12 protein-coding genes, 1 pseudogene and 1 riboswitch are annotated in these 13,326 nt (G+C 74.6%); of the genes and pseudogenes, 7 read left to right on the forward strand and 6 right to left on the reverse strand.

The genetic code is table 11. The features are described from left to right. Positions 1 to 28 precede the first annotated feature (28 nt). The gene (locus tag ABZ807_RS00860; RefSeq protein WP_357151131.1) at positions 29 to 1,300 is read right to left on the reverse strand and encodes an aminotransferase class V-fold PLP-dependent enzyme; all 1,272 of its coding nucleotides are present in this window, start codon (positions 1,298 to 1,300) and stop codon (positions 29 to 31) included. 50 nt (positions 1,301 to 1,350) lie between these two features. Then, a riboswitch (SAM riboswitch) is annotated at positions 1,351 to 1,472 on the reverse strand. Positions 1,473 to 1,495: 23 nt separating this feature from the next. Here ABZ807_RS00860 and ABZ807_RS00865 point away from each other — a divergent pair. Beyond that, complete coding sequence (locus ABZ807_RS00865) at positions 1,496 to 2,986, forward strand: PrsW family intramembrane metalloprotease (protein WP_357151133.1); 1,491 nt, start codon at positions 1,496 to 1,498, stop codon at positions 2,984 to 2,986. Between the two features lie 36 nt (positions 2,987 to 3,022). On the opposite strand, the gene ABZ807_RS00870 is transcribed toward ABZ807_RS00865, so the two are convergent. After that, positions 3,023 to 3,190: a hypothetical protein gene (locus ABZ807_RS00870; protein ID WP_357151135.1), complete on the reverse strand. Its 168-nt coding sequence runs from the start codon at positions 3,188 to 3,190 to the stop codon at positions 3,023 to 3,025. Positions 3,191 to 3,275: 85 nt separating this feature from the next. Next, positions 3,276 to 3,623, reverse strand: a complete 348-nt coding sequence (locus tag ABZ807_RS00875) for a co-chaperone GroES (protein ID WP_357151137.1) — start codon at positions 3,621 to 3,623, stop codon at positions 3,276 to 3,278. A gap of 109 nt (positions 3,624 to 3,732) precedes the next feature. Between ABZ807_RS00875 and ABZ807_RS00880 the strand changes: the two genes are divergently transcribed. Continuing rightward, positions 3,733 to 5,085, forward strand: coding sequence for an AI-2E family transporter (locus ABZ807_RS00880; protein WP_357151468.1), 1,353 nt, complete (start codon positions 3,733 to 3,735; stop codon positions 5,083 to 5,085). A 215-nt stretch (positions 5,086 to 5,300) separates the two neighbouring features. Here the strand turns inward: ABZ807_RS00880 and ABZ807_RS00885 are convergent, their stop codons facing one another. Beyond that, on the reverse strand, positions 5,301 to 7,496 hold the full coding sequence (locus tag ABZ807_RS00885; RefSeq protein WP_357151139.1) for an ATP-dependent DNA helicase: 2,196 nt from the start codon (positions 7,494 to 7,496) through the stop codon (positions 5,301 to 5,303). Positions 7,497 to 7,635: 139 nt separating this feature from the next. Between ABZ807_RS00885 and ABZ807_RS00890 the strand changes: the two genes are divergently transcribed. Continuing rightward, a complete protein-coding gene (locus ABZ807_RS00890) occupies positions 7,636 to 8,142 on the forward strand; it encodes a DUF402 domain-containing protein (protein ID WP_357151141.1) in 507 nt (168 codons plus the stop codon). Positions 8,143 to 8,148: 6 nt separating this feature from the next. On the opposite strand, the gene sigJ is transcribed toward ABZ807_RS00890, so the two are convergent. Further along, positions 8,149 to 9,117 carry an RNA polymerase sigma factor SigJ gene (gene sigJ / locus ABZ807_RS00895; protein ID WP_357151470.1) on the reverse strand — a complete coding sequence of 323 codons (969 nt, stop codon included), beginning with the start codon at positions 9,115 to 9,117 and terminating at the stop codon, positions 8,149 to 8,151. A gap of 148 nt (positions 9,118 to 9,265) precedes the next feature. Between sigJ and ABZ807_RS00900 the strand changes: the two are divergent. The 3 genes and pseudogenes from ABZ807_RS00900 to ABZ807_RS00910 form a co-directional block, all read left to right on the forward strand. Continuing rightward, positions 9,266 to 9,508 (forward strand): annotated as a pseudogene (locus ABZ807_RS00900) (hypothetical protein); the annotation flags it as partial. A gap of 130 nt (positions 9,509 to 9,638) precedes the next feature. Beyond that, on the forward strand, positions 9,639 to 10,265 hold the full coding sequence (locus tag ABZ807_RS00905) for a DUF47 family protein (protein ID WP_357151143.1): 627 nt from the start codon (positions 9,639 to 9,641) through the stop codon (positions 10,263 to 10,265). A 10-nt stretch (positions 10,266 to 10,275) separates the two neighbouring features. Then, on the forward strand, positions 10,276 to 11,280 hold the full coding sequence (locus ABZ807_RS00910) for an inorganic phosphate transporter (protein WP_357151472.1): 1,005 nt from the start codon (positions 10,276 to 10,278) through the stop codon (positions 11,278 to 11,280). Positions 11,281 to 11,331: 51 nt separating this feature from the next. Here the strand turns inward: ABZ807_RS00910 and ABZ807_RS00915 are convergent, their stop codons facing one another. Further along, complete coding sequence (locus ABZ807_RS00915) at positions 11,332 to 12,300, reverse strand: Gfo/Idh/MocA family oxidoreductase (protein ID WP_357151145.1); 969 nt, start codon at positions 12,298 to 12,300, stop codon at positions 11,332 to 11,334. 71 nt (positions 12,301 to 12,371) lie between these two features. Between ABZ807_RS00915 and ABZ807_RS00920 the strand changes: the two genes are divergently transcribed. Further along, a complete protein-coding gene (locus ABZ807_RS00920; RefSeq protein ID WP_357151147.1) occupies positions 12,372 to 13,205 on the forward strand; it encodes an NUDIX hydrolase in 834 nt (277 codons plus the stop codon). Positions 13,206 to 13,326 lie beyond the last annotated feature (121 nt).

Raw genomic sequence — 13,326 nt, forward strand, 5'->3', positions numbered from 1 at the left:
CCGCGCCCCGGCCAACCCGGGGACCGGCTCACCGCAGGCCGGCGAGCGCGGCCAGCAGCCGGTCCACGTCCGCCACCGTGCTGCCCAGCCCGAGACTGGCCCGCAGCGCGGTCGGCGGCAGGTCGTCCCGCCCGGCGCGCGCGGCCGCCTCGGCGAGCAGCCGCCGGGCCAGCGGGTGCGCGCAGAACAGGCCGTCCCGCACCCCGATGTCGTGCTCCCGGGCCAGGTACGCGGCAACCTCGGCGGAGTCCCGGCCGGCCAGCACGAACGACACGATGCCGACCCGGGGTGCGGCGGGCCCGAAGGTGCGCAGCTCGACGGCGTCCGGCAGCGCGGCGAGCCCGTCCCGCAGGCGGTCCACCAACCGCTGCTCGTGGGCGTGCAGCGCCTCCCGGTCCGCCCCAGCCAGCGCGGCGCAGACGGCGGCCAGGGCCACCGCGCCGAGCAGGTTGGGCGTGCCGCCCTCGTGCCGGGCCGGGCCGGTCGCCCAGCGCACCTCGTGGGTGGCCGCGCCGACGTGGCTGGTGGCGCCCCCACCGACCAGGTACGGCGGGGCGGCGTCCAGCCAGTCCGCCCGGCCGAGCAGGGTCCCCGCGCCGAACGGGGCGTACAGCTTGTGTCCGGAGACGGCCAGGTAGTCGACGTCCAGCGCGGCGACGTCCACCGGCGCGTGCGGGGCGAGCTGGGCGGCGTCGAGCACGATCCGGGCGGCGTGCCGGCGGGCCACCCGGGCCAGCTCGGCCACCGGCCAGCGCTCGCCGGTCACGTTGCTCGCCCCGGTCACCGCGACCAGCACCGGCGGCCCCGAGGTCGCGCCCCGGCGCAGCTCGGCCAGGGCGGCGTCCAGCCCGCGTACGGCGCCGGCGGGGCTGTCGGGCACCGGCAGGCGTACCGAGCCGCGGGGCCAGGGCAGCAGGTTGGCGTGGTGCTCCCCGGCGAAGGTGACCACGGTGGTGCCGGCCGGCAGCGCCCGCGCCAGCAGGTTCAGCGCGTCAGTGGTGTTGCGGGTGAACACCACGTGGTCGCCGTCGCGGGCGCCGAAGAAGTCGCCGACCGTCTGCCGGGCCTGCTCGTAGGCCAGCGTGCAGCGCCGCGACAGCGCCCCGGCGCCGCGGTGCACGCTGGCGTACCAGGGCAGGAGCTCGGCCACCGCGTCGGCCGCGGCCCGCGCGCAGGGTGCGCTGGCCGCGTGGTCCAGGTTCACCTGCCCGGGTACGCCGAGCACGCCGAGCGGGTCCGGCCCGGCCGGCGCCGGCCCGGTGGTGGCCGGGGCGGCGGGCGGTACGAGAGTGAGGGTCATGGCGGGGCCTCCGGGGTCCACGGACCCCGCGTGTGGGCACACCGGGACGGGGTCCGCGCTTGCCCAGCACACGGAACGGGCTGGGCCCGGTCATCACCCGGGGCACCCCACCGCGAACCTCGACGAGGGTTGCCGGCCAGCAAGCCGGGGCTTGACGCTGGCGCTCGTGACCTGACGGCAGCATAACCACCACCGATGCGCCCGGACCAGTGGGCCGCGGATGACTACGCTGACCGCATGGCCGCCACACCGCCCGGCTCGCCCGCGCCGCCGCCGACCGTGCCCGCCGTCCCGCCGACGGGGGGAGGCGTGCCCCGGATGCCGCTGCGCCGGCTCGGCTGGCGGCGGATCCTGGCGCTGGCCGGGGTGGTGCTGCTGATCGCGGCCTGCGCGGTCTACATGCTCTTCGTGCTCGGTTCCAACCTCGGGCCGCAGGCGCTGCTCGTCGGCGTGGTCGCGGCGATCCTGCCGGTGCCGGTGCTGGTCGCCTGCTTCCTCTGGCTCGACCGGTACGAGCCGGAGCCGCTGAAGTACCTGATCTTCTGCTTCGCCTGGGGCGCGTTCGTCTCCACCGCCGCGTCGCTGACGGTCAACGAGACCTTCGCCAGGCTGTTCAAGGACTGGGGGCTGCCGTCGGCGCTCACCGGCGTGCTGGTGGCGCCGTTCATCGAGGAGCTGACCAAGGCGCTCGGCCCGATCCTGCTGCTGGTCTTCCGGCGGCGGGAGTGGTCCGGCATCACCGACGGCCTGGTCTACTGCGGGCTCTCCGCGGTCGGTTTCGCCATGGTGGAGAACATCCTCTACCTGGGCGGCTACGGCTACGCCTCGGGCGCGGACCAGTGGGGCCCGGCGACCGGTTTCCGGCAGGTGTTCGCCATCTTCATCACCCGGATTTTGCTCTTCGGCTTCGCCCACCCGCTGTTCACCTCGATGACCGGGGTGGGGCTGGGCATCGCCGCCCGGACGGCCGACCGGCGGGTGCGGGTGCTCGCGCCGGCCGCCGGCCTGCTGCTGGCGATGATGCTGCACGGCACGTGGAACCTGATCCCGACGCTGGTCCAGGCCACCGGCGAGCTGGTGATCTTCTTGTACGGCATGGTGGGGCTGATGGTGCCGATCTTCTTCGGCATGGTCGGCTTCGCGGTCTGGCTGCGCGCCTGGGAGGGGCGGCTCACCGAGCGGACCCTGCCGGACTACGTCCGGGCCGGCTGGCTCACCCCGCCCGAGGTGGCGGCCCTGGGCAGCCTCGGCCGGCGGCACGCGGCCCGGGTCTGGGCCCGCCGGGTCGGCGGCGAGGCAGGCCTGCGGGCGATGCGCGGCTACCAGTTCGCGGCCACCCGGCTGGCGCTGCTGCGCGACGGGATGCGCCGGGGGCTGGACCGCAAGGCGGCCGACCGGGAGCGGACCGTCCGGGAGGAGCGGGAGCTGCTGGAGGCGATCGCCGCGTACCGGGCGTACTTCGTCGGGCGCGACCCGCAGGCGCCGGTCGGGGTCTGGGACGGGCAGCGCTACCACCTGCGCTTCCCGGACGGGTCGCAGCGCGCGGTGGACGCCCCGGACTCCCCGGTGGTGCCGATCCCGGTGGTGCTGGCTCCGCCGCCGCCCCCGGCCTACCCGGTCGGCTACGGCCCACCCGGCTGGTACGGCCCGCGCCCCGCCGCGCCCTGGCCGCCCGGCCAGGTCTGACCCGGCGACGCGCCGCCGGCGTCCCCGGCGGCGCGGTCAGGTCATCAGGCTGGTGAGGAAGTCCCCGAGCCCCTGGGCCATCGCCATCAGCCCCGCCCCGATGCTCTTGCACATCTGCGCGGCGCCGTCCGGCCGGAACGCCATGAAGTAGATCAGGAAGGCGACGCCGCCCCAGAGCAGCAGCTTCTTCACGAGTACCGGCATCGTCCCTCCCCAGGGCGCTGGACGTTGCCTGGCTTCCCACCGGGCAGCGCCACAAACGGCGGCGCCCGGCGGTCGGTGGGCGCCGCTACAGGTAGAGGCCGGTGTTGCCGGTGGAGTCGGTCTCCACCCGCTCGGCGGCGACGGCGTGCACGTCCCGCTCGCGCAGCAGGACGTACCCCCGGCCGTGCAGCTCGACCTCGGAGCGGTCGTCGGGGTCGAAGAGCACCCGGTCGCCGGAGACGATCGCGCGGACGTGGGGGCCCACCCCCACCGCGGTCGCCCAGGCCAGCCGCTTGCCGACGGCTGCGGTGGCCGGGATCACGATGCCGGCGGTGGAGCGGCGCTCACCCTCGCTGCCCTCCACCCGCACCAGCACGCGGTCGTGCAGCAGACGGATCGGCAGGCCGGAGTCGAGGATCTGGTCGGCGGTCACGCGAAGACGCTACCGCGTGCCCGGAGGTGGTCGTCGGCGTGGTTGAGCGGTGGTGGGCAGGGGCAATGGGTGGCGGACCTGGCATACGGTGGGCGCTGTCGGACGTGCCCTGTCCGGACCGTCGTCCTGGGCGGCCCGTTTTCTTCCTGAGGAGGTGCGCTTGAGCCGCTTCGAGCGGGTACGCGGCCGGCTCCGCCGCGCTTACGAGTCCGGGCGGGAGTCGGTGCGCTCCGGTCGTTCCGGTGCCGCCGGCGACGTGCCGGAGGAGGCCGGAGCCGCCTCGCCGACGTCCCCGGGTCCGGCGGCGCCGACGTCGGCGACGGTGGTCGGTGCGGAGCCGCCCGCGGCGATGCACAACTCGACCAGCAGCCGCGACGACGCGGACGTCCCGCACGCGCTGCGGATCGCCTCCGCCTGGTCGTGGCGGCTGATCGTGATCGGCGTGGTCGCCTGGGCACTGCTGAAGATCGTCGGGACGATCAGCATCGTGATCATCCCGCTGGCGGTGGCGCTGCTGCTCTCGGCGCTGCTGGCGCCGGCCGTCGGCTGGCTGCTCAAGGCCCGGTTCCCGAGGTCGCTGGCGACGGCGGTGGTGCTGGTCGGCGGCCTGGCCGCGGTGATCGGCACGCTGACCCTGGTGGTGAACGAGTTCATCCAGGGCGTGCCGGAGCTGAGCGAGAGGTCGTCGCAGGGCGTACGGCAGATCCAGAACTGGCTCAAGACCGGCCCGCTGCATCTCTCGGACGGCCAGCTCAACCGCTACATCGACGAGGCGCAGGGCTGGGTGAACGGCAACACCGAGAAGTTCACCAGCGGTGCGCTCTCCACCGCGACCACCCTGGCGGAACTGCTGACCGGCGCCGTCCTCGTGCTCTTCGCCACCTTCTTCTTCCTGCGGGACGGCAACAAGATCTGGCGGTTCCTGGTGCGGCTGCTGCCGGTGGCCGCCCGCTGGAAGGTCGACGACGCCGGCCGGGCCTCCTGGGCGACGCTCGGCGCCTACGTGCGGGCCACCGTGCTGGTCGCCTTCATCGACGCGATGGGCATCGGCATCTTCCTGGTCATCTTCGACATCCCGTTCGCCTTCCCGCTGGCCGCGCTGGTCTTCCTGGGCGCGTTCATCCCGATCGTCGGCGCGGCGCTCTCCGGCGGCGTGGCGGTCCTGGTGGCGCTGGTCGACAGCGGGCCGGTGACCGCGCTGATCATCCTCGGCGTGGTGATCGGCGTGCAGCAGGTCGAGGGGCACCTGCTCCAGCCGCTGATCATGGGCCGGGCGGTGGCCATCCACCCGCTCGCCGTGATCATCGGGATCGCGGCCGGCGTGGTCCTGGCCGGCATCACCGGCGCGCTGGTGGCGGTGCCGCTGATCGCGGTGCTCAACACCGCCGTCCGCCGCCTCGCCGCCCGTACCGTCCCGGACACCCCGCCGGACGCGGTGGTGGTCGCCTCCCACGCCCCCTGACCCGGCCCGCGCCACCACCGGGCCCGCCCGCGCCACCACGCGGGGCGGGCCCGTCCCGTGCGGTCACCCTGCTGCCGCCGTTCGCGGCATGTCGCGCCTTCCCGGGCGGGCCAGGTCGCCACTTTCGGCGTGTCGCGACTTCCCGGGCGGGCCATGTCGCCACTTGCGGCATGTTGCGGCTTCCCGGCCCGGCCGGGCGCGGGACGGGGTGGGGGTCAGGCCCTGGCGAGGCGTTCGAGGGCACCGCGGGCGACGTCGGGGCGCGTCGTGTACCAGAACGGGGGGAGCGAGCGGCGCAGGAACGGGCCGTAGCCGCGCGCCGTCTCCAGCCGCGAGTCGAGCACCGCGACGACGCCCCGGTCGCCGGTCGCCCGGATCAGCCGGCCCACCCCCTGGGCCAGCCGGACCGCCGCGATGGGCACGCTGACCGCCGCGAAACCGGAGCCGCCGCCGGCGTCCACCGCCGCCGCCCGGGCCGCGGCCAGCGGCTCGTCGGGGCGCGGGAAGGGCAGCCGGTCGATCACCACGAGCTGGCACGAGTCGCCGGGGACGTCCACCCCCTGCCAGAGCGACATCACCCCGAACAGGCAGCTCGACCGCTCCTCCCGGAACCGGCGGACCAGCAGCGGCAGCGCCTCCTCGCCCTGGAGCAGCACCGGCAGGTCCGTCCGCGCGCGCAGCAGCTCCGCGGCCTGCTGCGCGGCCCGCCGGGAGGAGAAGAGCCCGAGGGTACGCCCACCGAGCGCGCCGACCAGCCCCAGCAATTCATCGCCCGCGGCCTCGGGCAGCCCCGACACGCGCGGGCGGGGCAGGTGCGCGGCGACGTAGAGGATGCCCTGCCGGGCGTAGTCGAACGGGGAGCCGACGTCCATCGACCGCCAGCCCGGCCCCTCGGTGGCCGGCACGGTGCCGGTTGCGGCCCGGCTGCCCGCGGCGACCGCCACCCCGTCGGTCGCGCCGGCCTCGGCTCCGGTGCCCGGTGTGCCGGCCCGCCTTGCGGCGGAGGCGGTGGCGGTGGCGGCCAGCGCGGCGGCGGCCGGCGACGGCGGGGCGGGCGGGGGAGCGTCCAGCCCCAACGCCCGGGCCACCGTGTCGAAGCGTCCGCCCAGCGCCAGCGTGGCCGAGGTGGCGACCACGGTGCGCTCGTCGTACAGGTGGGTGGCGAGGGTGCCGGCGACCGACAGCGGCGCGACCACCAGCGCCCGGCGGGTGCCGTTCTCCGGCTTCTCCACCCAGGCCACGTCGTGGTCGGCCTCCTCCAGCAGCCGCTGGGCGGTGGTGGAGAGCTCGTCCAGCACCGCCTTGGCCTGCTGCTTGCGTACCGGGTCCGGGTCGTCGGCCTTCACGTCGCCGAGTGCGTCGAGCGCGGCCCGGGTCGCCGCGTCGAGCAGCGTGCACGCCTCCCGCAGCGGGGCCGGTAGGCCCGCGGTGATCCGCCCGGCCGGCGCCTCCGCCAGCCCGACGGCGAGCGCGTCGCCGGCCTCGGTCAGCCGCTCGGCCACGTCCGGCTTCAGCAGCGGCCGGGCCCGTCGGGCGGACCGGTCGACCAGCTCCGGCACCAGCTCGGCCTGGGCCGCCGAGGAGACCCGGTCGGCCAGCTCGTGCGCCTCGTCCACGATCAGCAGCTTGTGCGGCGGCACGATGTGCCGGCCGGCGATCATGTCGACCGCGAGCAGGCTGTGGTTGGTGACCACGATGTCGGCCTCCCGGGCGCGGGCCCGGGACGCCTCGGCGAAGCACTCCGCGCCGAACGGGCAGCGGCCCGCCCCGACGCACTCCCGCGCCGGCATGGAGACCAGCCGCCAGGCCTGGTCGTCGACGCCCGGGTCCAGCTCGTCGCGGTCACCGGTGGCGGTCTCGTCGGCCCAGTCGCGCAGCCGCTGGATCTGCTTGCCCAGCCGGCCGGCCTCGCCGAGCCACTTCGTGCCGCCGCCGGGCCGCGCCGCCGGGGCGTCGAAGAGGGTGTCCTCCGGCTCGTCCTCGGTCGAGTTGTCCAGCCGGGCCAGGCAGAGGTAGTGGTGCCGGCCCTTGAGCACCGCGAAGGTGGGCCGCCGGCCGAGCAGCGGCTCCACCGCGTCGGCCAGCCGGGGCAGGTCGTGGTCGACCAGCTGGGACTGCAACGCCAGGGTGGCGGTGGAGACCACCACCGGGCCGTCCACGGTCAGCGCCGGGGCGAGGTAGGCCAGCGACTTGCCGGTGCCGGTGCCGGCCTGCACCAGCAGGTGCTCGCCGGAGGTGGTGCTGCGCTCGATCGCCTCGGTCATCTGCTGCTGGCCCGGGCGGGCCGCGCCGCCGGGCACCGCGCCGACCGCGGCGGCCAGCAGCTCGCCGCCGCTGGGCCGGGCGCCCCGACGCCGGCCGCCACGGGCCGACGGGGTGGCGGAACCGGTGGCGGTGCGGGGCGGAGTCACCGTGCGACGGTACCCGCCGGCCCCGACGCCGGGCGTGCCCCCGCCCCGGTGTGGCGTGGTGACGGTACGGAATCCCATTCACCGGGTCCGGTTACTTCCCCGCAGCGACCATTGGGCGGAATCGGTTAGGGTGCGACTCATGCCGAGCGATGTGGTCCGTGTGATCTACCGCAAGTACGACGGCAGCGCCCACCGCGACTACCGCGCCCGCCGCCTCACCGAGGACGACCTCGGGGTCTGGCTGGGCATACCGGCCGGCACCGAGTCGGTCTACCACGGCCGGCCCTCGGTCGAGCAGATCCCGTTCGTGCTCCTGGTGCCGCACCATGCCTGGTGGACGGGCATGTTCAACCCGCCGCCGCGGACCAGCGAGGTCTACTGCGACATCACCAGCCCGGCCCGCTGGGAGGGCGACGACACCGTGCACCTGTTCGACCTCGACCTGGACGTGGTGCGCCGGCGCGCCACCGGGGCGGTCGAGCTGCGCGACGAGGACGAGTTCGCCGAGCACCGGGAACGATTCGGCTATCCCGCCGCCCTGGTGGCCGAGGCGGAGGCGGCGTCGCGCTGGCTGCTCGGCGCGTTGGGCGACGGCACCGAGCCGTTCGCCACGTGTTACCGGAAGTGGCTGGCCCTGGTGGTCTGAGCCGGCTCACCAGCGGGGCGGCCAGCCGTCCCCGGCGTCGATGTCCGCCAGCCGGGTCAGCTTCTCCGGGTTGAGCTGGTTGAAGATGCCGGTGATCCGGCCCCTGTCCACCGCGAACGCGCTGACCAGCCGTAGGACCTGCCCGTCGTCCCGGGCGGCTTCGAACTGCAGCCCGAGCGCGCCGTCCACCAGCACCGGCCGGGCACGCACCCGCTGGCCGTACCGGCCGGCCTGGCCGAAGAGGCCGAGGGTGAACCGGGCCACCTTGTCGGCCCCGGCGATCGGCCGGCGGGCCGCCGGGAAGTGCCCGCCGCCGTCGCCGATCAGCACCACGTCCGGCGCCAGCACCCGCATCAGCGCGTCCAGTTCGCCCGACTCGGTGGCGGCCACGAAGGCGGACACCACCCGCTGCTGCTCGGCCGGGTCGGCGGTGTGCCGGGGCGCGCCCGGGGCGTTGACCGCGCGGCGGGCCCGGCTGGCGAGCTGCCGGGCCGCCTCGGGGCTGGTGCCGAGCGCCTCGGCGATCTGGCCGAACGGAACCGCGAAGACGTCGTGCAGCACGAAGGCCACCCGTTGCTCGGGGGTGAGCCGTTCCAGCACCACCAGCAGGGCGGTGCCGAGCTGGTCGCGGCGGACGGCCCGCTCGGCCGGGTCGGGGGCGAAGCCGTCCGGCTCCGGGGCCGGGCCCAGCGGGGTCACCAGCGGCTCGGGCAGCCACTGCCCCGGGTACGTCTCCCGCCGTACGCGGGCCGAGCGGAGCACGTCGAGGCAGATCCGGGCGCAGGTGGTGGTGAGCCAGCCGCCCAGGTGCCGCACCTCGGCGCGGGCGGCCGGGTCGCCGAGCGCGCCGGCGTAGCGCAGCCAGGTCTCCTGGACGGCGTCCTCGGCCTCGCTCCGGCTGCCCAGCATCCGGTACGCCACCGCCATCAGCCGTCCACGCTCGGCCTCGAACTCGCTTACCCGGTCCCCCGCCACACCACTCACCCCTCCCCACCCGGCCACATCCTCCCCCCTCCCCACAGCTCCAGAACCCGCCACCCTCTGGCGCGCGAGAACCCGCGCACCTCCGAGTGGCCGCACTTTCAGCGAAAGAGGGGTCATTCCGGCCCCGGAAGCCACTCTTTCTCGGAAAGACGACTACCAGGCCGCGTACGCCGAGGCGCTGGAGCGGTGCGGCACGCAGGCCGCGCCCTGGTTCGTGGTGCCGGCGGACCGCAAGTGGTACCGGGACTGGGCGGTGGCCCACCTGCTGCGGGAGACGTTCGTCGATCTGCGGCTGGGGTGTCCGGCTGCCGGTTTCGACGTGGCGCGGGAGCGCGAGCGGTTGCGAACCGGGGACGAAGGCGTGAAGGTTAACGGCGGGTGAACGGCCGGTAAATGAGGTCTGACCAGGGGTGGGCCGGGGAATTCCCGGTTCTGCCGTGTCCTTAGCATGCCCAGAGCGGACGTCCCGGCGGCGTCGGCCACCCTTCCACCGACACGACGAGGTCCGTGCTGTGAAGTTTTCCTTCCGTCCCACCGAGGGCGCTTTCTATGAGCTCTTCACCAGGGCCGCGCAGAACCTGGTGCGGGGTACCGAGCTGCTCAACGAGCTGGCCCTGCCCGGCGTCGACGTCCAGTCGGTCAGCGAGCGGTTGACCGAGGTCGAGCACGACAGCGACCAGATCACCCACGAGCTGTACAAGAAGATCAACTCTACCTTCATCACCCCGTTCGACCGGGAGGACATCTATCGGCTGGGCTCGCTGCTCGACGACGTGATGGACCACCTGGAGGCGGTCGGCAACCTGCTCTACCTGTACGGCCTCACCAAGCTGCCGGCGCTCCCGCGCGAGCTGCACGAGCTGGTGAACGTCCTCGACCAGCAGGCCAAGCTGACCGCCGAGGCGATGCCCCGGCTGAAGTCGATGAAGGACCTCGAGGACTACTGGATCGAGTGCAACCGGCTGGAGAACGACGGCGACCAGGCGTACCGGATGCTGCTGGTCCGGCTCTTCTCCGGCGAGTACGACGCGCTCACCGTGCTGAAGATGAAGGAGGTCGCCGACGAGCTGGAGGCCGCCTGCGACGCCTTCGAGCACGTGGCCAACACCGTCGAGACCATCGCGGTCAAGGAGTCCTGATCCGGTGACTGTGACACCCGAACTCATCGCTGTGCTGGCGGTGATCGGAGTGGCCCTGGTGTTCGACTACACCAACGGCTTCCACGACGCCGCCAACGCGATCGCGACCAGCGTCTCCACCCGGGCGCTGACCCCCCGGATCGCCCTTCTGCTGGCCGCGGTCGGCAACTTCGTCGGCGCGCACTTCGGCGCCGGCGTGGCCAAGACCGTCGGCGACGGCCTGGTCACCCTGCCCACCGGCGTGGCCAGCCTGGGGGTGGTCTTCGCCGGGGTGCTCGGCGCGATCGCGTGGAACCTGATCACCTGGTACTTCGGCCTGCCGTCGTCCTCCTCGCATGCCCTCTTCGGCGGCCTGGTCGGGGCGACCCTGCTCGCCACCGGCGGCATCGTGCAGTGGGCCAACATCGGCCAGAAGGTCATCATCCCGATGATCCTGTCGCCGATCGTCGGCCTCACCCTCGGTTACCTGGTGATGCTGGCCATCCTGTGGCTGTTCCGGAAGGGGCAGCCGGGCAAGCTCAACCGGGGCTTCCGCTGGGCGCAGACCGCCTCGGCGGCGGCCATGTCGGTCGGCCACGGCATGCAGGACGCCGCCAAGACCATGGGCATCGTGGTCCTGGCCCTCTACACCGGTGGTTTCCAGAGCGACAAGACGCACATCCCCGGCTGGGTGTTCTGGACCTCGGCGACCATGCTGGCGCTGGGCACCTACGCCGGTGGCTGGCGGATCATCCGCACCCTGGGCCGCAAGATCATTGACCTGGGTCCGCCGGAGGGCTTCGCCGCCGAGACGGTGGCCAGCGCGGTGCTCTACTTCAACGCCCTGGTGCTGAAGGCACCGATCTCCACCACCCACACGATCACCTCGGCGATCATGGGTGTGGGCGCCACCAAGCGGCTCTCCGCGGTGCGCTGGAACGTCGCCGGCAACATCGTGCTCGCCTGGATCATCACCTTCCCGGCGGCCGCGCTGATCGCCTGCCTGACCTACCTGGTGGTCCGGCCGCTGTTCTGATCCCGGCCGCACCGCCCGTCGAGGGGCTCCCCGCCACTGGCAGGGAGCCCCTCACGCGTAGTCGACGCCGATCCGCTCCCGGATGCCGTCCAGCAGCCCCATCACCTCCAGAGTGGCGGAGTGCGGCACCAGCGGGCTCTCGGTCAGCCCCGCCGCCAGGCAGCGCTGCACCTCGGCGGCCTCGTACTGGTAGCCGCCGCCGGTGAGGTCGGCGGGGATCGTCTCCGGCTCGGCGCCGGCCCGGTGCAGCACCGCCGCGCCCGGCCGGTAGAACGGCTCGGGCAGGTCGATCCGGCCGAGGGTGCCGGTGATCGAGGCGGTGATCGCGGTCGCGCCGACCATGCCGCAGCTGAGCGTGGCGACCGCGCCCGAGTCGTACCCGAGGACGATGCCGGTGTTCTCGTCCACGCCCTCCGGGCCGAGCTTCGCCCAGGCGTGCACGTGCTGGGGCACGCCGAGCAGCAGGTGGGCCAGGCTCACCGGGTAGACGCCGAGGTCGAGCAGGGCGCCGCCGCCGAGGGTGCGGGCCCGCATCCGGTGCTCCGGCGGGAACGGCCCGGCCGCGCCGAAGTCGGCCCGTACGCTGGTCACCTCGCCGATCGCCCCATCGGCGATCAGCTGGACCATCCGCAGGATGACCGGGTTGCATCGCATCCACATGGCCTCCATCAGGAAGACCCCACGGGCGCGGGCTGACCCGACCAGCGCGGTGCTGGTGGCCAGGTCGAGGGTGAACGGCTTCTCCACCAGCACCGCCCGGCCGGCGTCCAGGCAGACCCGGGTCGCCTCGTGGTGGGCGGCGTGCGGGGTGGCCACGTAGACCACGTCGAGGTCCGGGTCGGCGGCCAACTCCGCCCAGGAGGCGTACGCGCGCGGGATGCCGTGCCGGGCGGCGAACCGCTCCGCGCTCTCGGCGGTCCGCGAGCCGACCGCGACCGGTTCGGCCCCCGGTACCAGCCGCAGGTCCTCGGCGAAGCGGCCGGCGATGTGCCCGGTGGCCAGGATGCCCCAACGCGTCATGCCGGCCAGGCTAACGAAGATCGACCCCAGGCCGGACGGGCGATCCGCCGGTCGGGAACTAGGCTCGCGGGATGACGATCGACAGTGACGGCTTCGCCGCCCCGGCCGCCCTGGTCGAGCACGCCCGCCGGTTCCGCGCCGAGGGCGGCACCCCCGCGGTGCCGAAGGTCGCGGCCACCGTGCTGCTGCTGCGCCCGGCCGGCCCCGACTTCGAGGTGTACGTCATCCGCCGGGTCGCCGCGATGGCCTTCGGCGGGATGTACGCCTTCCCCGGTGGCGGGGTGGACCGCTCCGACTCCCAGGCGCACCTGGACTGGGCCGGCCCGGAGCCGGCGGAGTGGGCCGGCCGGCTGGGGGTGGCCCCGGCGGCCGCCCAGGCCGTGGTCTGCGCCGCCGCCCGGGAGGTCTTCGAGGAGGCCGGCGTGCTGCTGGCCGGCCCGGACGCCTCGACCGTGGTCGGCGACGTCAGCGGCGACGACTGGGAGGCCGCCCGGCAGGACCTGGAGGCACGCCGGGTGGGCTTCGCCGATCTGCTCGCCGGGCGGCGGCTGACGCTCCGGTCGGACCTGCTGCTGCCGTGGAGCCGGTGGATCACCCCGGAGTTCGAGCCGCGCCGCTTCGACACGTACTTCTTCGTGGCCCTGCTGCCGGAGGGGCAGCGGACCCGGGACGTCTCCGGCGAGGCCGACCACACCATGTGGGTCCGCCCGGCGGACGCCCTGGCCCGGGCCGAGGCCGGCGAGCTGACCATGCTGCCGCCGACGCTGGTCACCCTGGCCCAGGTGGTCGCCGCCGGTGACCTGGCCGGCGTGGCGGGGGCGGCAGCCGACCGGGACGCCGCCACCCCGGTCGCCCCGCGCCTGGACCTCCCCGAGGACGGCGAACCCCGCTTCGTGCTGGGCTGACGCCTCGCCCCACCGCCAGCCGCACCCGCGGTCCGGTCCGCCACCCGGTTCGGTCCGCTGCCCGCCGTTTGCGGCGTGTCGCGGTGTCCTCGACAGTTGGTAGGCGCGACTCGCCGCAATC

It is taken from the genome of Micromonospora sp. NPDC047548 (genome assembly GCF_040642975.1).
Classification (GTDB): Bacteria; Actinomycetota; Actinomycetes; order Mycobacteriales; family Micromonosporaceae; genus Micromonospora.

Coding starts and splice junctions, on each gene's coding strand:
- ABZ807_RS00920 (WP_357151147.1), top strand. CDS start 12,372: ATGACGATCGACAGTGACGGCTTCGCCGCCCCGGCCGCCCTGGTCGAG.
- ABZ807_RS00915 (WP_357151145.1), bottom strand. CDS start 12,300: ATGACGCGTTGGGGCATCCTGGCCACCGGGCACATCGCCGGCCGCTTC.
- ABZ807_RS00890 (WP_357151141.1), top strand. CDS start 7,636: ATGCCGAGCGATGTGGTCCGTGTGATCTACCGCAAGTACGACGGCAGC.
- ABZ807_RS00860 (WP_357151131.1), bottom strand. CDS start 1,300: ATGACCCTCACTCTCGTACCGCCCGCCGCCCCGGCCACCACCGGGCCG.
- ABZ807_RS00865 (WP_357151133.1), top strand. CDS start 1,496: ATGCGCCCGGACCAGTGGGCCGCGGATGACTACGCTGACCGCATGGCC.
- ABZ807_RS00870 (WP_357151135.1), bottom strand. CDS start 3,190: ATGCCGGTACTCGTGAAGAAGCTGCTGCTCTGGGGCGGCGTCGCCTTC.